Origin of the sequence: Novosphingobium jiangmenense (genome assembly GCF_015694345.1) — a bacterium.
GTDB lineage: Bacteria > Pseudomonadota > Alphaproteobacteria > Sphingomonadales > Sphingomonadaceae > Novosphingobium > Novosphingobium jiangmenense.
In genome coordinates, this window is the sequence record NZ_JADQDC010000004.1 from 18,806 (window position 1) to 38,359 (window position 19,554).

Consider the following 19,554-nt stretch of genomic DNA (forward strand, 5'->3'; position numbering starts at 1 on the left):
TGATTCAAAAAAGCTTCAAGCGAAGCAATACGTTAACCGTGACGCACCGTTGTTTGCCGGGTGAGTATCCATTATACCAAGACTGATTGCATCGATATTTCATCCCATTCCGAGCAGTTCATTAAAATGGTAAAACCGCTCAAAAAACAATGCGACTTTGCAATCGGCGACCCTTCGCCAGTTTTATCCTATTTATACTACAATTTTGAAATAGATTGCTATCCTAGTACTGTAAGAAATCTTGTAGCTAGGATCGCGACATTCGGAAGTCCATCGGTTATACAGCAGACGGAATGGCTGCAATTCGTTTTCCCCCAGCAATCGGTCCGCTCTGTTTCGGAAAGCTACATTGCCGACATAAGCCCGACCCGTTCCGACTACGACGTGCTTGCTGTTGCCGGAAATGACATTCGCAGGGTCAGGCAGCTGTTGCGGATCTACCTTCCGCTGCCTTCGGCCAAGCCCAAGTTCGCAATTCTCGGCGCCACATCGCCGCGAGACCGCGCCACGCTGCTGAACGCCGGTTTCGATGATGTCTTCGATGCACGCATGTCTGTCACCGAAGCGCAGGCGCGCATTCTGGCTTGCGCCCAACGTTACGCAAGCGTCGCGCAAAGCAGCGCCAAGGCGTTCCCGGATGCACCGCAACTCCAGCGGCTGCGCAGGATCCTCGCACAGCTCAGTCCGCGCGAACGATCGATCTGCGAAGCGTTGATGCGCCAGTTCCCCGACGCGGCAAACATCGAAAGTCTGGCAACGGCTCATCGCGGCAGACGGCCACTGGCCCCAGCGTCCTTGCGCGTCCTGATTTCGGCAATCCGCGCCAAGCTCCCGGCCGGAGTGACGATCTCCTATGCCCACCCGAAGTCCTACATGCTGCGGGATACCGGAGGCAACCAATGCATCTGACCGTGCGCAGAATCGATCTGCGATCGACCTCACGCAACGGCAGTTCCGTCATCAGATGCGGCAATGCCATGGCCGCTGAACGCTGCAAGGCCTCATCATGATCATACGCAGAATCGTCGTCATCATGTCCAGGGTCTTGCCGCGCAAACTCTTCAGACGTGTCCGCAGACGGTTTCCGCTGTGCCGATACAATTTCCACTCTGCTTCACGAAACCGTCCCGAGGGGCAGGGTGCAGAAGTGGGTCACGCAAACTTCTGCACGCACTGCGACGCAGTGGTTGCTCGCGATGCAAACGGGCATTGGCGCGAAATGCCCGTCGGCATTTTCGAGTCCGACGAGAGCCTGCCCCGACATTCCCCGCCCTTACAGCGCTCCTCCGTGATGGATCGAACCGGATCGCCCCTTCTGAAAGACCGGCTTTCGTGACAGAGGCATGACCAGCCGCGACTCCGGGAAAATCGCGGCTGGAGCAAATGCTGGTGTTCAGGCGACGACGCTGAGCTTGCGCCCCTTGGCCTTCTTCTCGAACTGGCCGATCCACTGCTCGACCACCGGGGCGATCGACGTGCGCCAGCGCGAGCCGTTGAAGATGCCGTAGTGGCCGACTTCCGGGGCCAGCAGGTACTGCTTCATGTCCTCGGGCAGGTTCGGCGTCACCTTCAGCGCTGCCTTGGTCTGGCCGATGCCCGAGATGTCGTCACGCTCGCCCTCGATGCACAGGATAGCGGTATCGGTGATCGCGCCGAGATCGACGGCCTGGCCGCGGTGGATGAACTCGCCCTTGGGCAGGGCGTGCCGCTGGAAAACGACGTCGACGGTCTGGAGATAGAATTCGGCGGGCAGATCGCAGACCGCGCGATATTCGTCGTAGAAAGCCTTGGTCGCCTCGGCGCTTTCGTCGGCACCGGCGTTCATGTGCTGGAAGAGCTTGTAGTGGCTCATCATGTGGCTGGCCATGTTCATCGACATGAAGCTGGCGAGCTGCACGAAGCCCGGATAGACGCGGCGGCCTTCGCCCGGATAGTTGGTCGGCACGGTGGTGATCACGTTGTGCTTGAACCAGACGTAGGGCTTGGTGATCGCGTGGTCGTTTACAGCGGTCGGGCTCTCGCGCGTGTCGATCGGTCCGCCCATCATGGTCAGCGTCACCGGGCGGCACGGATGCTTCTTCGCGCCCATGATCGCGGTTGCGGCAAAGGCCGGGACCGATGGCTGGCACACCGCCATCATGTGTGCGCCTTCGCCGATGTGCTCGAGGAAGCCGGTCAGGTAGTCGATGTAGTCGTCAAGGTCGAAGGTGCCTTCGGCCAGCGGCACGTACTTCGCGTCGGCCCAGTCGGTGATGTAGACGACGCAGCGTTCGAGCATGCGTTCGACCGTGCCGCGCAGCAGCGTGGCGTAGTGGCCGCTCATCGGCGCGACGATCAGCAGGCGCGGCGCATTCTTGGGCAGGCCATCGTGGGTGAACATCTTGAGGTCACCAAACGGGCGGGTGACGACGGTCGTCTCCTTCACCGCATGGGCAGTGCCATCGACATGGATGACCTTGATGCCAAAGGCGGGCTTGCCACGCGGCGCTGCTGCATGGGCGAAGACGTCGAGCGCGTTGGCAATCGTCTGCGAAGGACCGACACCGGCCCAGGGATTGCGCGGATCGGTCAGCGCGTCAGCCATCATCGAGGCCCAGGCGCTGCCCGCATTCATCAGCGAGCGCTGAATTTCGTAAGCCTTGTAGAGCACTGCGAACACCTTCTGATTTATGGCCCGCGCGGACGCGGGAGTCGTTTGTATACAGATTGGCGCGATTCGGCTGTTTGTGCAACGCAACAATTGGCCGGTCACCCGCCCGTCGGATAATCCGCCCCCTTTCGGTAATCCCCGCCATCGGCTAGGCACCCGCCATGGACGAGGAAACCCAGAGCCCGCCGCCTGCTGCCGAACCTGCTCCCAAGGCAAAGACCCTTGGGCCACTGCGCATGATCTGGCGCGAGGCGCTGAAGTATCCCCGCCAGCTTTTGTTTGCCGCGCTGGCACTGCTGACCACTTCAGCTGCGACCATCGCCATCCCGGCGCGTTTCAAGGCGATCATCGACAAGGCATTCGGCCCCGGCGCCGATCCTTCGACGATCAACTCCTCGTTCCAATACCTCCTGATGATCGTGCTGGTGCTGGGCGTCGGCACTGCCTGCCGCTTCTATTTCGTGTCTTGGCTGGGTGAGCGCGTCGTTGCCGACATCCGCCTGCGCGTGCAGGAGAACCTGCTGCGCCTGCCCCCCTCGTTCTTCGAGACCAACAGTCCGAAAGAAATCTCCTCGCGCATGACTTCGGACACTGCGATCATCGAGCAGGTCGTCGGCACGACGGTCTCGGTCGCCTTGCGCAACACGATCACGGCGATCGGTGGCCTGGCCTACCTGTTCTACCTGGCACCCAAGCTGACCGCGATCCTCATGATCGGGATTCCACTGGTCGTGGGCCCGATCGTCTTTTTCGGGCGCCGCGTGCGCAATGTCTCTCGATCGAGCCAAGACCGCGTTGCAGGCATCGGCGTAATCGTGGCGGAAGTGCTGGGCGCGATGAAGATCGTGCAGGCCTTCGGACAGGAAAAGCGTGAACTCGAAAGGTTCAGCGAACGCGTGGAAGCAACCTTCCAGACGGCGCTTCGCCGGATTTCGTTGCGCGCACTGATGACCTCGATCGTGATTGTGCTGGTTTTCGGCGGTATCACGATGCTGGTCTGGGAAGGCGCTAACGGCGTGGCGGAAGGTTCGATCAGCGGCGGCACGATCTTTGCCATCGTCATCACCGCAGGCCTCGTGGCAGGTGCCCTTGGCGCCCTGTCCGAAGTCTACGGCGATCTCCTGCGCGGTGCCGGCGCTGCTGGACGGCTCAACGAACTGCTGCGCGAAGAGCCGGAAATCTCTGCGCCCGCGCGCCCCACTGCCCTTCCCGTCCCCCCGCGCGGCCAGATCGCGTTCCAGAACGTCGCCTTCCGCTATCCCTCGCGGCCCGAGGTTCTTGCCCTCGACGACTTCTCGCTGACCGTCGAACCCGGCGAGACCGTCGCCATCGTCGGCCCCTCCGGCGCGGGCAAGTCCACCCTGTTCCTGCTCGCCCAGCGCTTCTACGATCCGCATGGCGGCACGATCCGCATCGATGGCGTGCCGCTGACCAGCGCCGATCCCGCCGAGATCCGCGCCCGCACCGCGCTTGTCCCGCAGGACGCCACCCTCTTCGCCGCCTCTGCGCGCGACAACCTGCGCTATGGCAATTGGGGCGCGAGCGACGACCAGATCTGGGAAGCGGCGCGCGCCGCCAACGCCGAACAGTTCCTGCGCGATCTGCCGCAAGGCCTCGACACATTCCTTGGCGAAGACGGCGCGCGCCTTTCCGGCGGCCAGCGCCAGCGCATCGCCATCGCCCGTGCGGTGCTGCGCAATTCGCCAATCCTGCTGCTCGACGAGGCGACCTCCGCGCTGGACGCCGAGAGCGAACGGCTGGTGCAGGAAGCGCTCGACCGGCTAATGCAGGACCGCACGACGCTGGTCATCGCACATCGCCTCGCCACCATCCGCGCGGCAGACCGCATCGTCGTGATGGACGCCGGCAGGATCGTCGAACAGGGCACCCACGCCAGCCTGACGGCAGCCGACGGCCTCTATGCCCGCCTCGCCCGCCTGCAGTTCGAAGGGCTCGCCGCCTGACGCCTTGACTTGATGCTGCATTGCGGCAAACGCTTGGGATACCATGGACACCATCGTCACCGCCATCCTGCTCGGCATCGTCGAGGGACTCACCGAGTTCCTGCCGGTCTCCTCGACCGGCCACCTCATCCTCGCCACCGAACTGTTCGGTTATGACGCGCACCAGTGGGCGATGTTCAACGTCGTGATCCAGCTGGGCGCGATCCTGGCGGTGGTCGTCCAGTACTGGCGGACGTTCTGGGCGGTGGGCATGGGCCTGCTCAAGCTCAACCCGATGTCCTTGCGCTTCCTGCGCAACCTGCTCGCCGCCTTCATCCCCTCGGCGGTGCTTGGCCTTGCCCTGAAGAAGTACATCGATGTCCTGCTCGGCAGCCCCTCGGTCGTCTGCTGGGCGCTGATCGTCGGCGGCATCGCGATCCTCCTGATCGAGAAGCGCGCCAGGACCGGTGAACTCACCGGCATCGGCGAACTGCCGCTGCGCCAGGCCTTGGGCGTCGGCCTTGCGCAATGCCTCGCCATGGTCCCGGGTGTCAGCCGTTCGGGCGCGACGATAATGGGCGCGCTGGCCATGGGCATCGAGCGGCGCACGGCGGCCGAGTTCAGCTTCTTCCTCGCCATCCCGACCATGCTGGGCGCAACCACTCTCGAACTGCTCGACAATCGCGATGCCTTGATGAGCGGCACGATGGGCGTGGGCTGGACCGAGATCGGGATCGGCTTTGCCGTCTCGTTCGTCGTCGCACTCGCCGTCATCCGCATGTTCGTCGCCTACGTCAGCAAGTCCGGCTTCAAGCCCTTTGCCTGGTACCGCATCGTCGCGGGAGCTGTGGCCTTGGTCTGGCTCGGGATGCGCTAGGATTACAACTTTCTGACAAAGCTCTGAATATCACCCCACCGCATTTGCGGAACCAAGTGACTTGTCGGGATTTTTACCGGCAACAGCACTTCAAAGGGGTACTTACAATGGGCCTTATCATTCTTCTCGTCGTCGGCGGCATCCTGGGCTGGCTGGCCAGCATCGTGATGCGCACCGACGCGCAGCAGGGCATCTTCCTCAACATCGTCGTCGGCATCGTCGGCGCCCTGCTCGGCGGCTTCCTGCTCGCTCCGCTGATCGGCGGCGGTTCGATCACCAACGGCATTTCGGCCGGCACCCTGATCGTCTCGTTCCTTGGCGCGCTGATCCTGCTCGCCATCGTGAACCTGGTCCGTCGCGGTTCGGTTCGCTGAACCCGGATTTCCTGATCAACAACCTGAAGGCGGTCGTTCTGGCCGCCTTCTCCATACCTGAAGGGGACTGACATGAAGGCAATTTTCAAGGGCGCCATGATGGCGTCGGTTCTGGCCATGGGCTTTGGCCTCTCGGCTTGCGACAGCGGCAAGGAAAACGCTGCCGAAGACCAGGCTGACGCGGTGCGTCAGGCTTCGGACGCCGCTGCCGACACCATGGAAAACAAGGCTGACGCCATGGGCGGCGCCTCGGAAGACGCGCTCGAGAACAAGGCCGACGCCGTCCGTGAAACGGGCGAGAAGAAGGCCGACGCCATGGAAGATCAGGCTGACAAGATGGACAAGACCCCGGGCTGAGCCTGGGATCTATCCGCCTTCAAGGCCGAAGGAGCCCGGCGCACCCTGGAAGGCGCCGGGCTTTTTCGTGCGCCTCAGACCGGCGTGGCGCCCGATCCCCGCCCGCCGCGCAAGTGATACTCCAGCGTGCCCCGGTGCAGCACGTCGTCGACGTCGATCACGGCCATATTGGCATAAGTGAACCCGGCCCCTAGCCCGCGATAGAGCCGGTCGAAATCGCGCTCGACGGTCTGGTGGTAGAGATCCTCGAAGCTCTCGATCACGAAGTAGGTCGGCTGCAGGTCGTCGATCACGTAGTCGGTGCGCATCACCCGGTCGACATTGAGCATGATCCGGTTGGGAGACTGCCCCTCGAGCGCGAACACGGCCTCGGCGGGGCCGGACAGGATGCCCGCACCATAAACCTTGGGCTCGCCCCCTTCCATCACCAGCCCGAACTCCACCGTGTACCAATAGAGCGCGCCCAGCGACTTCAGCCGGTTGTAGCGCATCGCCTTCCACCCGGCGCGGCCATACTCCTGCATGTAATCGGCATAAGTCGGGTCGGTCAGCATCGGCACGTGGCCGAACACGTCGTGGAAGACGTCGGGCTCCTGAATGTAGTCGAACGTCTCGCGCGTGCGGATGAAGTTGCCCGCAGGGAAGCGCCGGTTGGCAAGGTGCCAGAAGAACACGTGATCGGGGATCAGCATCGGCACCGGCACGACGCTCCACCCGGTCAGCGCACCGAGTTCATCGGAAAGCCTGCCGAAATCGGGAACGCCGCCGCGACCGAGATCGAGGCGCTCCAGCCCCTGCAGGAAGGCATTGCAGGCACGCCCCGGCAGCACCTCCATCTGACGGGCGAACAATTCGTCCCAGATGGCATTCTCGTCGGCCGTGTAGCTACGCTGCGCGGGCTCCAGCCAATCCTCGCCCACCCGCTCCGGGCGCTTGAGCGGCGCGGTATAGACGCCTTCGGGCATCTCGGGCAGGCGGGTAAAGTCCGTCACTAGGCTGGCAGTGGTCATCGTCTCTGCAATCTGGTTTCTTATGCAACCAGTATCACAAGCAACCCCGTCCGGCAAATCACGACACGAGTCTCTCCTCGCTTGACTTTGCCCCGATTCTCCCCCAACGGCCCGACCCTGTGACGGCGGCGTGGAAACGCGCCGCCACATTCGTTTTCAGTTTCGCGCGCGAAAGTTCAGGATAGAGCCATGGCAAAGCCCACCACCGTCAAGATCCGTCTGGTCTCGACCGCTGACACCGGCTTCTTCTACGTGACCAAGAAGAATCCCCGCAACACGACCGAGAAGATGACCTTCCGCAAGTATGACCCGGTCGTGCGCAAGCACGTCGAGTTCAAGGAAGCGAAGATCAAGTAATCAGCGCTTTCGCGCTTTACATTCGCCTGAGCCGCCGGTCTCTTCGGAACCAGGGCGGTTCACGGCGAGTTCAACGCCGACACTGCAAGGAACGGCGATGAACACGATCTACACCTCGATTCGCAAGATGGGCCGCACGGTAACCTATTCCGCCGCGGCCCTTTCGCTTGCCCTCGCTGCGGCCACGCCCGCAATGCTTGCCGCGCCCACGGTGGCGCAGGCGCAAGCCTCCGACATCGATCGCGCCGTATCGGCGCTGCGCGGCATCACCACGCTCCGCGCCAACTTCACGCAGTCCGATCGCTCCGGCCAGAATGTCTCCGGCGTGCTGACGATGAAGCAGCCCGGCAAGATCCGCTTCCAGTACCAGAAGGGCGTGCCCCTGCTGATCGTGGGCGACGGCAAGGCGCTGACCATGATTGACTACGAGGTCCGCCAGGTTCAGCGCTGGCCGATCGGCAACAGCCCGCTGGGCGCATTGCTCGATCCGAACAAGGACGTAGCGCGCTTCGCCAGGCAGCTGCCCACCGGCGATCCCGGCGTGATCAGCCTGCAGGTGCGCGATCCCAAGCATCCCGAATATGGCACGATCACCATGATCTTCGTGCGCAACGGCAACGCGCCCGGCGGCCTGCAGCTCGATTCGTGGGTCGCCCTCGATTCGCAGAACAAGCGCACCACCGTCCGCCTCTCGGGCCACCAGTACGGCGTTGCAGTGCCCGACAGCACCTTCCGCTGGACCGACCCCCGCCGCCCCGTGACGCGCTGAGCCTCAAAAACCTACCCTTACCTCGTCATCCCGGGCTTGCCCCGGGATCCCGCTTGCTGAGCGTTCGCCCAATAGCGGGACCCCGGATCAAGTCCGGGGTGACGATCACTTTTTGAACAGGCGATCCTTCACCGACACCACCCATCGCCCCCAACCCTCACCTCACCCCTCAAGCGTTCACCCCTTGCGACAAGCTGCGACAAACCTGCAGGCACCGTTCATCGGGGCGCAAGCGAGCAAGGCCTAGAACGGTTTCGGCGAGGCGGTCGAGGCGGGTTTCCCCCCTGTTGCCCGGTCTCCTGGAGGCCTCCTCGCCAAGCGTGACGAACGCAAATGGAACCCTCGGACCAATGCCCCCGGTCCGAGGGTTTTGTTTTCTGTTCGCTTTGGAGGCACCTTGCATTGTATCGCGCAACGATACGCGATACACAGCCTCATGATTATCGGATTCCGGCACAAGGGGCTTGAAGCCTTTTACAACACCGGTACGACGCGTGGCATTCAGGCTTCCCACGTGAAGAAGATCCGGAACATTCTGGGCCTGCTTGAGGTTGCCGCAGCACCAGAGGACATGAACTTGCCGTCCTTCAAGCTGCACCCGCTGAAGGGCGATCTGAAGGGCCATTGGTCTGTCTGGGTCAATGGCAACTGGCGGATAACCTTCCGCTTTATTGGGACCGACGCCGAACTCGTCGATTATCAGGATTACCATTGAGGTCATGACGATGATGCACAACCCACCCCACCCCGGCGAACTGCTCCGCGATGAAGTGATCGAAGCGCTGAACTTGTCCGTGACCGAAGCCGCCAGCCGCCTCGCAATGTCGCGCGTGGCCCTCTCGCGTGTGCTGAACGGCAAGGCCGGGATCAGCCCCGATCTTGCCCTGCGGCTAGAACAAGCAGGCGCAAGCACGGCGCGGGCATGGTTGGCAATGCAGGCGAACTTCGACCTGTGGCGTGCGCGGCAGCATGAGCAGCCGGTTGTGCGGCGGTTGCAGGAAGCGGCTTAGAGCAAGGCATGCCAGTCGCCAGTCCCGCTCAACCGCCCGAAACGCCTGTTGAACTTCGCCCAGAGATCAAGTCTTTCATCAAACAAGCTGCTGAGAACGTCTTTGGTGGCGACGTTGTGGTCAGGCACTACGGGACGGACAGCACGTGGCGAATCCATGTGGAAATCGAATCCTGTGCGGGTCTCGACCGCGAAGCCTTCATCGGGATCTTGCTGACACAGGCCAACCATTTCCCACATGTTGAAATTACCAAGCGGGGGTCAAAACCTAAGGGTGATGCGAAGATTGCATACAGACAGGGTGTAATCCTCTGACGCTACGCCCTGGCATGGTAATCGCGGTAACCTGCGCAAGGATGACCTCTTCCCCACATCCCATCTAGCAATCACCCCCCGGCAACCCTAAAGCAGCGCCATGATCTCGGTTGCCACATGGAACATCAATTCGGTCCGCCTCCGGGCCGATCAGGTCGAACGCTTTCTCACGCAGGAATCGCCCGATGTGCTGTGCCTGCAGGAGATCAAGACGCCGGAGAACCTGTTCCCGCACGATGTGTTCGAAAAGCTCGGCTACACTCACCGCGCGGTCCACGGGCAGAAGGGCTACCACGGCGTCGCCACCGTCAGCCGCATCCCGTTCCGCGATTTCAGCAAGCATGACTGGCAGGACAATGGCGAGGCGCGCCACATCGGCGTCGAACTGCTCGGCCCCGGCAACGGGCTGATCGTCGAGAACGTCTATATTCCGGCGGGCGGCGACGTTCCGGACCGTGCGGTGAACCCCAAGTTCGGCCAGAAGCTCGATTTCCTCGAGCGCATGACCCGCTGGGCCGAGAAGATCGAGCGCCCGACGCTGATCACCGGCGATTTCAACATCGCCCCGCTGGAATGCGACGTCTACGATCACAAGGCGCTGCTCAAGGTCGTCAGCCATACGCCGACCGAGGTCGAGACGCTGCAGCGTTTTGCCGATGCGCACGGCTGGGTCGATCTTGGGCGCAAGCATATCCCCGCGCCCGAGCGCAACTACTCGTGGTGGTCCTACCGCTCCTACTGGCGCGCCAAGGATCAGGGCCGTCGGCTCGACCACATGTGGGCCTCGCCCGAAGCTGCCGCGCAGACGCGCTCGCACCGCTTCGTGGAAGAGACGCGCAAGTGGGAGCAGCCTTCGGATCACATTCCGCTGATCACCGAGCTGGATTTGTGAGCGATTCCCGTAACGTAGCAAAGGCGCTCGACGCGCTGCGCCACGGTTGGGCGATCCGGGTCACTGCCGCGGACGGGGCGCTCGATCTGCTACCTGCGGAAACCGCTTATGCCCAGCCCGGCATCTACGCCGCGCGCCTGCTCATCTCCGCCGCCCGCGCCGCGACCCTCAAGCTCGCCAACCAGCGCGATGCTGCGGTGCCCGAAGCGCCGGTGATGATCCATGGCGCAGAACCGTTCAACCTTTCAGCTGCGCGCAATCTCGCCGATCCTGCGCAGGATCTCGGCAGCCCCTTGCGCGGGCCTTTCAAGGCCGATCCGATCGAAGCGCATCATGCTGCCGTGGCGGCGATGGAGATGGCGCGGCTGGCGGGAATCCTGCCCGCGTTCCTGATCTCGACCGGCGTGGAGATCGCCGCCGAGGTTTCCGCCGAGGACCTTGCCGCGTTCAAGGACCCGCTCAACCTCACCATCCAGGCCCGCGCCCGCTTGCCGGTCCATGCCTGCGAACATGCTGAAATCGTGGCCTTCCGCGCCCGGGATGACTTGCGCGAACACGTCGCGCTGGTGATCGGCACACAGACCAGCGAGCGCGCGCCGGTGGTGCGGCTGCACAGCGAATGCCTAACCGGCGACATCCTCGGCAGCCTCAAGTGCGATTGCGGGCCGCAACTCGATGCCGCGCTCGCCCGCATGGCCGAGGAAGCCAATGCGGGAGGCTGGGGCGTCCTGCTCTACCTGCGGCAGGAAGGGCGCGGCATCGGCCTGATCAACAAGCTGCGCGCCTACGAACTGCAGGACCAGGGCTTCGACACTGTCGATGCCAACGAGCGCCTGGGCCTGCCGAGCGAGGCGCGCGACTTTCCGGTGGCGGCGCGGATGCTCGACCTGCTGGGCGTTCGGTCGATCCGTCTGTTGACCAACAACCCACAGAAGGTGGCGACTTTGCAGGCACTTGGGGTGGAGGTGACGGAGCGCGTTGCACACCAGCTCCCCGCCAACCCCCACAACCAGCGCTATCTCGACACCAAGCGAGACCGGACTGGTCATTTGCTCCGCTAGAACGCGCGCCAGGCGATCAGCAGGATTGCGGCCGCGACGATCGCTGCGAAGAGCAGGGCATAGCCCATGTCCTTGATGGTAAATTTGTCAACGTTTTCAGACCGAAAGCGTCGGTAACCACGCTCCGCAGCGGGGTTGCTGGCAACCAGCGCGACGTCGAGCGCACTGGCTTCGGAGCGGAACCAGTTGACCATCAATTGCCGCTCTTCGGGCGTGACATCGGGGTATGCCGAGAGGAGCGCCTCGACGTGGGCGCGGCGTGCGTCGATGGCCGACGCAATCGTGGAAGTGTTTGACATTGCTGTATTCCTGACAAGTTTGAACAGCGCCGAAGGGCGCGGGGCTCAGGTCAGGACAGTGGCGGTGCTCTTGGTGCGGGCAGCAGCGCGAGCGGCTGCGGCGCAGGGGGCGCGGTTTGCGGGGGCCAGAAACCCTCGGGCTGGACCAGTTGTGGCGCTGCCGGTTCGGGTGCGAGGATCACCGGCGGGGGCGGTGCCATCGGAATGGCAACGCGCTGAATCTGAACGCGATTTGCCGGAGCTACTGCCGTCTCTGCCGTCGCCGCGCTGAAGGCGGAGCCGTGACGCACGGTCACGGGCGCCTCGAACGGGGCAATGGCGTGGGTCAGGACGGTGAGGGCAAGCAGCAGCGCCCAGAGCCGTCCACCCAGCTTCAGGAGCGGTGCACTCAACATTCCAACTCCAGATAGACTCTCGGAGGCAGAGGGGCAACTCCACGCCAACTCTGCCCTAACTCGGTGCAACTCTAGCGGGACTCGAAGCGGCTGAGGCCCGACCCGAGAGCGTTCGCGCCGAGTGCGAGTTTGTCGCCCGACCAGTCCGCGACGAAGGCCGACGAGCGACTCACACCGGGGGCAAATCGCGCGTCGTTTCCAACAACCGCAAGGCCGGTCGATGGGTGCGCCTTGCCCTCGGCGGCGATGGCGATGAAGGCGCTGTAGTTCTCTTTGTCGAGACCCTGGACGAAGACGTTGTCGGCGATGCGGCCGGTCGCTCCGGCGGGCAGGTCGATCATGTAATTGGTTGTTTTGCCGGCGGTATCGTCAAAGCTGGACTGGGTGACCTCGACGCGGCCCGCGCGGCTCTTGACGTAGTGCCCGCCGCGTCCGGCCTCGAAGCGGCTGCGGCGGATGGTAACGCTGCCGTAGTCGCCGAAGTAGACCGAGTGCGCACAGGCAAGGCCGCGATCGCAGCGGCCGAGGCGGGAAAAGGTCGACTTTTCAATGAGAACCGCACCCGTTGGGTCGTCGGCAGAAAGGATGCCCTGCTCGCTGTCACGGAACCATGACTGGCGGACGGTCAGATTGCCGCGCTCGAGCCGGATGCCCGAGCCGTTGGCATCGGGCACGCGGATGTTCTGGAAGATCAGGCCTTCGACCGTGGTCGAGCGGCCGCGAGCGACGATGGCGGCCTTGCCTTCGCAGGCGGCGCCATCGAACACCGTCTGCCCCGGGACTTGCGCGACGAAGCCGACATCGCCCGCCTGCTGGACCGCGCAATCGCGGTATACGCCGGGTGCGATGCGGATGGTGCCGGTGCCCTCGCCGATGGCGTTCACGGCCTGCTGCAGCGCTTGGTAGCTGCGTCCGGTCTGGACAACGGTGTAGGGCGAGCGCTGGCCCTGGGCGAGCAGCGCGGTTGCGGGAATCGTCGCGATCACCGCGATCCCCAAGAGGAAGACGGCGAGGCGCTGGCCGCGATGGCGGCGCTCTCTGGAGGCGAACGGGTTCATCATGCGCATATCAGGTCCCCGGCGTTTTCTTGGACCCGGGGTAGCGCGGAATGATTGACAGGCCCTTATGTTCCGGCGGGAACCGGGGCCTGCCCGAAGTTACAGGGCCAACTACTGCCAAATCAGTCCTTGCTGCCCCAGGGCCACTTCCAGCCGCCGCGCGTGCGCTTTGCGGAGATCGAGAAGACCACCGCCGTGGCAACGATGAACAGGGCGAAACCAAACGTGCGCAAGCGTCCGTCGCCGCTGTCGTCGAGCCACTTCACCAGTGGCAGCAGGGCGACATAGGCACCGATGAGCGCCCAACCCTGCCAGCGGATCGGCAAGCCGGAGCCGAGGCCAAAGCGCTTGGGTGCGAACCATGCGCCGTCGTCGGCCGGGACTTCCGCCTTGGGCGGGCGGGTGGTGTAGCGAGGATCAACCATCACTGTTCTCCGTTTTTGCTGGCCGTCCGCGCTTGACGGGTTCGGCGGCGGCCAGCTTCACGCCGCGTCGGGTCAAGGCCTCGCGCAGCAGCACTTCGATCTGGGCGTTAGCGGAGCGCAAATCGGCCGAGGCCGTGCGCTCGATCGCGGCGAAGAGTGCCGGATCGATGCGCAGCGGGAAGGCTTTCTTCGGGCTCGGCGCCATGACTTAAGGCTTACTGGTAGAGCGTGCCGGCGTTGACCACCGGCTGGGCATCACGCTCACCACACAGGACGACCATGAGGTTGGAGACCATGGCGGCACGGCGCTCGTCATCGAGTTCGACCACGTTCTTTTCAGAGAGCTGGGTCAGCGCCATCTCGACCATCGAGACTGCGCCTTCGACCAGCTTCTTGCGTGCCGAGATCACCGCCTCGGCCTGCTGCCGGCGAAGCATGGCGCCAGCAATTTCGGGCGCATAGGCGAGGTGCGTGAGGCCGCATTCGTCAACCGTGATGCCCGCCAGCACCAGCCGCGCGTTGAGTTCGGTGCGCAGTTCGGCGTTGATCTGATCATGGTGGCTGCGCAGCGTGACCTCGTGATGCTCGATATCGTCATAGGGATAGCGCGAGCCGATCGAGCGCACTGCACTTTCGATCTGGACGAAGACGAAGGCCTTGTAGTCATCGACGTCGAACAGGGCCTGCGCGGTATCGGACACGCGCCAGACGACGTTGGCGGCGATCTCGATCGGGTTGCCGCGCAAGTCGTTGACCTTGAGCTTTTCCGACACGACGTTGTTGGCGCGGACCGAGATCTTGGTCTTGGTCATCCACGGCCAGACCCAGCGCAGACCGTGGTTGCGGTCGGTGCCGCGATAGGAGCCGAACAGGTTGATCGCGGCGGCCTGGTTGGGCTGGATCATGTAGAAGCCCGAGGCGATGAACACGATGGCGACGGGCAGCGCCGCGATGGTGGCGATGAAGCCGGGCACTTCGTCCTCGGAGGGATTGCCGCTGGCAAAGCCGATGACCCGGATCGCGGTGAGCGCGACAAGCGCCACCATCAGGATCAACATGAGATAGCCGCTGATCGACCAGGCGCCGGTTTCGGTGCTGGCACTGTGCGTCTTCGACTCGGACATCGGAGATTCCCCTTAAATCTGATATCACTTTAATATCAAATCCGGTTGCGGGTGCAAGCGGATTTGGGGAGAGGTTTGTGCTGTGCCGCTTGCCCACCCCCGCCCCCTCCCGCCTGCGGGAGGGGGATGAGAGGAAGCGCGGCATATTGTGAAAAGACGTATCTTCTCGCTCCCCTCCCGCAGGCGGGAGGGGCTGGGGGTGGGCACCCTTTACACATCCCCCTTGCAATCCGGACCGAATCACTCCACATTGTGTGAGCGGACCGGGCCCCTCTGGCGCGGCGTTCTGGCCAATGTTGGCAGTTCGCTTCGTGATGTCGGACCGCATCGGGTAATGCCGATGCCAAGCGGGTCCGGGTCTTCTCCCCCCTCCCTTCCGGACTTGGCCCTCGCGGGCATCGGCATTCCCGATCGTAGCAACTGCTCGACTAGGGAGCTTTGACATGTCCGACCGTTATTTCCGCCTGATGGAGCGCCACCAGAAGCTGGACGAGGCGCTGCGCCTTGCGCGCGATCCGCTTGATGTTCTGCGCCTGCGCAGCCTCAAGAGCGCGGTGAAGGCGCGGCTTGCGGCGCTGTTCCTGCGTCGTCCGGAAGCCGTTCTGGCAACAGTCTGAAATAGAGGAACGACCGCTGCGCCCTGCGCATTTGGGGCGCGGCGGGGACTGGAGTCTGACTGATGGAATTCCTTTTTGCAGACTGGCTGGGCACGCCCGCGTGGTTCTGGCTGGCCTTCCTCGGCCTTGTCGTCGCGCTGACGGCGTTTGACCTTGGCGTCCTCCACAAGGAGGACAAGGCCATGGGCATCGGCGAATCGCTGAAGCTTACCGCATTCTACATCACCATCGCGCTGCTGTTCGGCGCGTGGGTCTGGGCCGAAAAGGGCGCGGATCTGGGCATGAAGTACTACACCGGCTTCTTCATCGAGAAGGCGCTGTCGATCGACAACGTCTTCGTGATCAGCCTGATCTTCACCTTCTTCGCCATTCCCGCCAAGTATCAGTATCGCGCCCTGCTGTGGGGCATCGTGGCGGTGATCTTCCTGCGTGGCGGGATGATCGCGGGCGGCGCTGCACTGGTCGAGCGGGCCTATTGGGTGCTCTACATCTTTGCCGCGTTCCTGGTGTTCACCGGCATCAAGATGTTCTTCACCAATGACCACGATCCCGACATCGGCAACAACCCTGCCGTGCGCTGGATCAGCCGCCACATGCGCGTGACCAAGGAGCTGCACGACCAGAAGTTCTTCGTAAAGGTGCCGGACGAGAAAACCGGCAAGCTGGTCAACGCGGCAACGCCGCTGTTCCTCGCGCTGGTGGTGATCAACCTTGCCGACCTGGTGTTCGCGGTGGATTCGGTCCCGGCGATCTTCGCGATCACGACCGATACCTTCATCGTCTACACCTCGAACATCATGGCGATCCTGGGCCTGCGCGCGCTCTACTTCGCGCTGGCGGCGATGATCGACCGCTTTGCGTACCTGAAGTACGCGCTGGCGGCGGTGCTGGTGTTCATCGGCAGCAAGATCTTCGTCTCGGACTTCCTGCTTGGCGGTGACAAGTTCCCGCCGGTGCTGAGCCTTGGCGTGACCTTGGCGCTGATCGCCGGCGGCGTGGTGTTCTCGCTGTGGAAGACGCGGGGGCAGGCGGTGGAGCGGCCTTCGGTTTGATGGTTGCTGGGTTGGTAAGCGATCGCTCTGGGTCCCCGCCTTCGCGGGGACCCAGAGAGTGATTGGCGGGGATGACAAAGTGTATGTGAATTCGTCATTCCCGCGCAGGCGGGAATCCAGCGCCCACACTCACCCGAAGGTCAATCGAGTGGCGAAAAGCCAAGGTCTTCCGCGAGATCTCGCCAAAGCGGATTACTCTCTTCAATCAGGCGGATTTTCCACGCTCTCTCCCACTTCTTCAGGCGTTTCTCTCGGGTGATCGCATGTTCCATCGTCGCATGTTGCTCGAACCAGACGAGGCGTTTCACGCCGTGGTCTTTGGTGAAGCCTTCGAACGTGCCATCGCGATGCTGATGGATGCGGGCGAGGAGATTGCTGGTCACGCCGATGTAAAGGGTGCCATTGCGCTTTGAAGCGAGGATGTAGGTTGTTGGCGAGAAATCGCGCTGCATGTCGAGAGCGCTAGTGCCTTGCCGCCTGCGCGGGAATGACGATTGGTTTCAGTTTGGAGAGACCCCAACCTTCGTCACTCCCGCGAAGGCGGGAGTCCTGTCGGGCATGGCGCTTGGTCGCTCTGGGTCCCCGCCTTCGCGGGGATGACGAGGTTAAGTTAGTTGGTCGACCTCACCACTGGCGGATCACCGCAAGGAACCTGTCGCCATAGGCGTCGAGCTTGCGGGTGCCGACGCCGCCGATCTGGCCGAGTTCGCCGAGGCTGGCGGGGCGGGCGGCGGCCATTTCGCGCAGGACGGAATCGTGGAAGATGACGTAGGGCGGGACGCCAGCCTCGCGCGCGAGATCGCGGCGCAGGGTGCGCAGGGCGTCGAACAGGGGATCGCCGACAGGATTTAGTGCTCCGCCCGCGCTGCCGCGGCGACGGCCGGGGCGGCCTTCCTTTTTCGGTACTAGGACCAGCGGGACGTCAGCCTCGCCTTTGAGGATGGCGCGGGCATCGCCGCCGAGCGCGAGGCCGCCGTGTTCGGTTGCCACCAGCGCGCCTCTTGCCTGCAAGGCGCGGGCGAGCGGGCGCAGGAGCGGGGCTTCGTCGGTTGTGACGATGCCGAAGACCGAAAGCTGGTCGTGCCCGCGCTGGGTGACGCGCTCGTCGGCAACGCCGGTCAGGACCTTTTCGACATAGCCGAAGCCGAAGGACTGGCCGGTGCGATAGACCGCCGAGAGCAGTTTGCGCGCGACTTCGGTGGCGTCGGTGACGCGCGGGGCATCGAGGCAGTTGTCGCAATTGCCGCACGACGGCGGCGGGTTTTCGCCGAAGTGGCGCAGCAGCAGGGCACGGCGGCAGTGCGGGGTTTCGACCAGCGAGGCCAGCGCGTCGATGCGGGTGCGTTCGCCGGCACGGCGGTGCTCTTCCACTTCGGCGAGGCGCTGGCGGGCGCGCACGAAGTCTTCCGCTCCCCACAGCATGACGGCGACCGAGGGATCGCCATCGCGCCCGGCGCGGCCGGTTTCCTGGTAATAGCTCTCGATCGATTTCGGGCAGGCGGCGTGGGCGACGAACCGCACGTCGGGCTTGTCGATGCCCATGCCGAAGGCGACGGTGGCGACCATGACCATGTCTTCCGATGCCACGAAGCGTGCCTGATTGTCGGCGCGGACCTGCGGATCGAGCCCGGCGTGATAGGGCAGGCAGGGGCGGCCGCTTGCCTGCAACTGCTGGCTGAGCTTCTCGACTTGCGCGCGGGTGGGAGCGTAGACGATGCCGGGGCCGGGGTTCTCGGCAATGACCGTCATCAGCTGGCGCAAGGGGTTGTCGCGCGGGGTGATGGCGTAGCGGATGTTGGGCCGATCAAAGCCTGCGACGATCAGGCCTTCCTCGGGAATGCCGAGCTGGGCGAGGATGTCGGCGCGGGTATGGCGGTCGGCGGTGGCGGTGAGCGCAAGGCGCGGGACGTCCGGGAAGGCGTCCATCAGCGGGCGCAGCAGGCGGTAATCGGGGCGGAAATCGTGGCCCCACTCGGAGACGCAGTGCGCCTCGTCGATGGCGAACATGGCGACGCGACCGCGCGTCAGCATATCGAGGAAGTGCGGCTGGCTGGCGCGTTCGGGGGCGACGTAGAGCAGATCGAGGTCGCCTGCGAGGAAGCGGTCGATGGTCTGGCCCCGGTCCATGTCGACGCTGGTCAGCGTGGCGGCGCGGATGCCGTTGGCGGTGGCGCTGCGCAGCTGGTCATGCATCAGCGCGATCAACGGCGAGACGACGACGCAGGTGCCGGGGAGCATGACCGCAGGCAGCTGATAGGTCAGCGACTTGCCCGCGCCGGTGGGCATGACGGCGAGCGTCGATCGGCCCGCCAGCACGCGCTCCACCACGTCCGCTTGCACACCGCGAAAGGCGTTGAAGCCGAACACGGCATGGAGACGGTCGAGGATTTCGGATTGCGGGAATGCGGTGTCGGTCAGGCTCACCGGCTCGCTATGGCAGATCGGGCGCTGTCATTCCACGCCGGATGCATCGCAGGTTATTCGCCCACGATCACATGCAGGCGGCTGATGCGGCTGGTGACGATCTTCCAGCCATCGGCCTCCTTGCGGTAGGTTTCGTGGTAGTGGCCCATGCCGTGGAGGAAGGGTTTGCCCTCGGCGTCCCAGATCTGGTCTTCCATCGCGATCACGCCGTGCGCTTCGGTTTCCGAGAGCAGTTCGATCTCGTGGCAGTGGCCGTGGTGGACGGTGCGCAGCGCGTCCACGGCGGACTCGACAAAGGCGGCAATGTTGTCGCCTCCGGAGTGGGTCCAGTTCTCGGCATCCTCGGCAGGTTCGATCGAGAGCGAGCATGAGGCGTCGAACACGGCGTCGTCGGCGAAGACTGCACGCAGGCCGGCGTAGTCCTTGGTGTCCATGCAGCGGAAATAGCGGGCTTTCAGCTGCTTGATCTCCTCGATGGCGATCAGGCGGGTAACGGGGTCGATGGACATTGCGGGCCTCTCCGGTGCTTTTGCCACAGGAGAGGGG

The 19,554-nt window shown here is 63.8% G+C and carries 25 protein-coding genes; 14 read left to right on the top strand and 11 right to left on the bottom strand.

Features of this window, described 5'->3' with window-relative positions; all coding sequences use genetic code 11:
• The first annotated feature begins 126 nt into the window (after nt 1-126).
• Nucleotides 127-909, top strand: coding sequence for a response regulator transcription factor (locus I2488_RS07015; protein ID WP_196275104.1), 783 nt, complete (start codon nt 127-129; stop codon nt 907-909).
• A gap of 484 nt (nt 910-1,393) precedes the next feature.
• On the opposite strand, the gene I2488_RS07020 is transcribed toward I2488_RS07015, so the two are convergent.
• Nucleotides 1,394-2,650: a polyhydroxyalkanoate depolymerase gene (locus tag I2488_RS07020; RefSeq protein WP_196275105.1), complete on the bottom strand. Its 1,257-nt coding sequence runs from the start codon at nt 2,648-2,650 to the stop codon at nt 1,394-1,396.
• 161 nt (nt 2,651-2,811) lie between these two features.
• Between I2488_RS07020 and I2488_RS07025 the strand changes: the two genes are divergently transcribed.
• From I2488_RS07025 to I2488_RS07040, 4 genes are all read left to right on the top strand, one after another.
• A complete protein-coding gene (locus tag I2488_RS07025; RefSeq protein ID WP_196275106.1) occupies nt 2,812-4,614 on the top strand; it encodes an ABC transporter transmembrane domain-containing protein in 1,803 nt (600 codons plus the stop codon).
• A 43-nt stretch (nt 4,615-4,657) separates the two neighbouring features.
• Nucleotides 4,658-5,470 carry an undecaprenyl-diphosphate phosphatase gene (locus I2488_RS07030; protein ID WP_196275107.1) on the top strand — a complete coding sequence of 271 codons (813 nt, stop codon included), beginning with the start codon at nt 4,658-4,660 and terminating at the stop codon, nt 5,468-5,470.
• A 107-nt stretch (nt 5,471-5,577) separates the two neighbouring features.
• Nucleotides 5,578-5,844 (top strand): GlsB/YeaQ/YmgE family stress response membrane protein, encoded by a 267-nt coding sequence (locus I2488_RS07035; protein WP_196275108.1) that lies wholly within the window; start codon nt 5,578-5,580, stop codon nt 5,842-5,844.
• Between the two features lie 72 nt (nt 5,845-5,916).
• On the top strand, nt 5,917-6,201 hold the full coding sequence (locus I2488_RS07040) for a hypothetical protein (protein ID WP_196275109.1): 285 nt from the start codon (nt 5,917-5,919) through the stop codon (nt 6,199-6,201).
• 74 nt (nt 6,202-6,275) lie between these two features.
• On the opposite strand, the gene phhA is transcribed toward I2488_RS07040, so the two are convergent.
• Nucleotides 6,276-7,166 (bottom strand): phenylalanine 4-monooxygenase, encoded by an 891-nt coding sequence (phhA, locus tag I2488_RS07045; RefSeq protein WP_196275374.1) that lies wholly within the window; start codon nt 7,164-7,166, stop codon nt 6,276-6,278.
• A 234-nt stretch (nt 7,167-7,400) separates the two neighbouring features.
• On the opposite strand from phhA, the gene rpmG reads away from it, so the two are divergent.
• The 7 genes from rpmG (at nt 7,401) to ribA (ending at nt 11,614) form a co-directional block, all read left to right on the top strand.
• Nucleotides 7,401-7,568 carry a 50S ribosomal protein L33 gene (rpmG, locus tag I2488_RS07050; RefSeq protein ID WP_011446825.1) on the top strand — a complete coding sequence of 56 codons (168 nt, stop codon included), beginning with the start codon at nt 7,401-7,403 and terminating at the stop codon, nt 7,566-7,568.
• A 97-nt stretch (nt 7,569-7,665) separates the two neighbouring features.
• On the top strand, nt 7,666-8,337 hold the full coding sequence (locus I2488_RS07055) for a LolA family protein (protein WP_425492369.1): 672 nt from the start codon (nt 7,666-7,668) through the stop codon (nt 8,335-8,337).
• Between the two features lie 436 nt (nt 8,338-8,773).
• On the top strand, nt 8,774-9,052 hold the full coding sequence (locus I2488_RS07060) for a type II toxin-antitoxin system RelE/ParE family toxin (RefSeq protein WP_196275110.1): 279 nt from the start codon (nt 8,774-8,776) through the stop codon (nt 9,050-9,052).
• Between the two features lie 13 nt (nt 9,053-9,065).
• On the top strand, nt 9,066-9,347 hold the full coding sequence (locus tag I2488_RS07065) for a HigA family addiction module antitoxin (RefSeq protein WP_246465546.1): 282 nt from the start codon (nt 9,066-9,068) through the stop codon (nt 9,345-9,347).
• An 8-nt stretch (nt 9,348-9,355) separates the two neighbouring features.
• The gene (locus I2488_RS07070) at nt 9,356-9,661 is read left to right on the top strand and encodes a hypothetical protein (RefSeq protein ID WP_196275111.1); all 306 of its coding nucleotides are present in this window, start codon (nt 9,356-9,358) and stop codon (nt 9,659-9,661) included.
• Nucleotides 9,662-9,761: 100 nt separating this feature from the next.
• Entirely contained in the window at nt 9,762-10,553 is a 792-nt protein-coding gene (locus I2488_RS07075; RefSeq protein ID WP_196275112.1) for an exodeoxyribonuclease III, read from the top strand.
• Nucleotides 10,550-11,614: a GTP cyclohydrolase II gene (gene ribA / locus I2488_RS07080; protein ID WP_196275113.1), complete on the top strand. Its 1,065-nt coding sequence runs from the start codon at nt 10,550-10,552 to the stop codon at nt 11,612-11,614. Before I2488_RS07075 ends, ribA begins: the two co-directional genes overlap by 4 nt.
• Here the strand turns inward: ribA and I2488_RS07085 are convergent.
• The 6 genes from I2488_RS07085 to I2488_RS07110 all read right to left on the bottom strand — a co-directional run bounded on the left by I2488_RS07085 (nt 11,611) and on the right by I2488_RS07110 (nt 14,915).
• The gene (locus I2488_RS07085) at nt 11,611-11,913 is read right to left on the bottom strand and encodes a hypothetical protein (RefSeq protein ID WP_196275114.1); all 303 of its coding nucleotides are present in this window, start codon (nt 11,911-11,913) and stop codon (nt 11,611-11,613) included. The two genes, ribA and I2488_RS07085, sit on opposite strands and share 4 nt — an antisense overlap.
• Nucleotides 11,914-11,963: 50 nt before the next feature.
• Nucleotides 11,964-12,305, bottom strand: coding sequence for a hypothetical protein (locus tag I2488_RS07090; protein WP_196275115.1), 342 nt, complete (start codon nt 12,303-12,305; stop codon nt 11,964-11,966).
• A 74-nt stretch (nt 12,306-12,379) separates the two neighbouring features.
• Complete coding sequence (locus tag I2488_RS07095) at nt 12,380-13,375, bottom strand: right-handed parallel beta-helix repeat-containing protein (protein ID WP_196275116.1); 996 nt, start codon at nt 13,373-13,375, stop codon at nt 12,380-12,382.
• Between the two features lie 113 nt (nt 13,376-13,488).
• The gene (locus I2488_RS07100) at nt 13,489-13,791 is read right to left on the bottom strand and encodes a hypothetical protein (RefSeq protein ID WP_196275117.1); all 303 of its coding nucleotides are present in this window, start codon (nt 13,789-13,791) and stop codon (nt 13,489-13,491) included.
• Nucleotides 13,784-13,996 (bottom strand): type II toxin-antitoxin system antitoxin, encoded by a 213-nt coding sequence (locus I2488_RS07105; protein WP_084279467.1) that lies wholly within the window; start codon nt 13,994-13,996, stop codon nt 13,784-13,786. The genes I2488_RS07100 and I2488_RS07105 overlap by 8 nt, the downstream gene beginning before the upstream one ends.
• A 10-nt stretch (nt 13,997-14,006) precedes the next feature.
• Nucleotides 14,007-14,915, bottom strand: coding sequence for an SPFH domain-containing protein (locus tag I2488_RS07110; protein ID WP_196275118.1), 909 nt, complete (start codon nt 14,913-14,915; stop codon nt 14,007-14,009).
• A gap of 443 nt (nt 14,916-15,358) precedes the next feature.
• Between I2488_RS07110 and I2488_RS07115 the strand changes: the two genes are divergently transcribed.
• Nucleotides 15,359-15,532 (top strand): DUF465 domain-containing protein, encoded by a 174-nt coding sequence (locus I2488_RS07115; RefSeq protein WP_196275119.1) that lies wholly within the window; start codon nt 15,359-15,361, stop codon nt 15,530-15,532.
• A gap of 62 nt (nt 15,533-15,594) precedes the next feature.
• Nucleotides 15,595-16,584: a TerC family protein gene (locus tag I2488_RS07120; protein ID WP_196275120.1), complete on the top strand. Its 990-nt coding sequence runs from the start codon at nt 15,595-15,597 to the stop codon at nt 16,582-16,584.
• A 140-nt stretch (nt 16,585-16,724) separates the two neighbouring features.
• Here I2488_RS07120 and I2488_RS07125 read toward each other — a convergent pair whose 3' ends face one another.
• The 3 genes from I2488_RS07125 to I2488_RS07135 all read right to left on the bottom strand — a co-directional run bounded on the left by I2488_RS07125 (nt 16,725) and on the right by I2488_RS07135 (nt 19,517).
• A complete protein-coding gene (locus I2488_RS07125; RefSeq protein WP_196275121.1) occupies nt 16,725-17,036 on the bottom strand; it encodes a GIY-YIG nuclease family protein in 312 nt (103 codons plus the stop codon).
• A gap of 172 nt (nt 17,037-17,208) precedes the next feature.
• On the bottom strand, nt 17,209-19,008 hold the full coding sequence (recQ, locus tag I2488_RS07130) for a DNA helicase RecQ (protein WP_343071005.1): 1,800 nt from the start codon (nt 19,006-19,008) through the stop codon (nt 17,209-17,211).
• A gap of 53 nt (nt 19,009-19,061) precedes the next feature.
• Nucleotides 19,062-19,517 (bottom strand): nuclear transport factor 2 family protein, encoded by a 456-nt coding sequence (locus I2488_RS07135; RefSeq protein ID WP_196275122.1) that lies wholly within the window; start codon nt 19,515-19,517, stop codon nt 19,062-19,064.
• Nucleotides 19,518-19,554 lie beyond the last annotated feature (37 nt).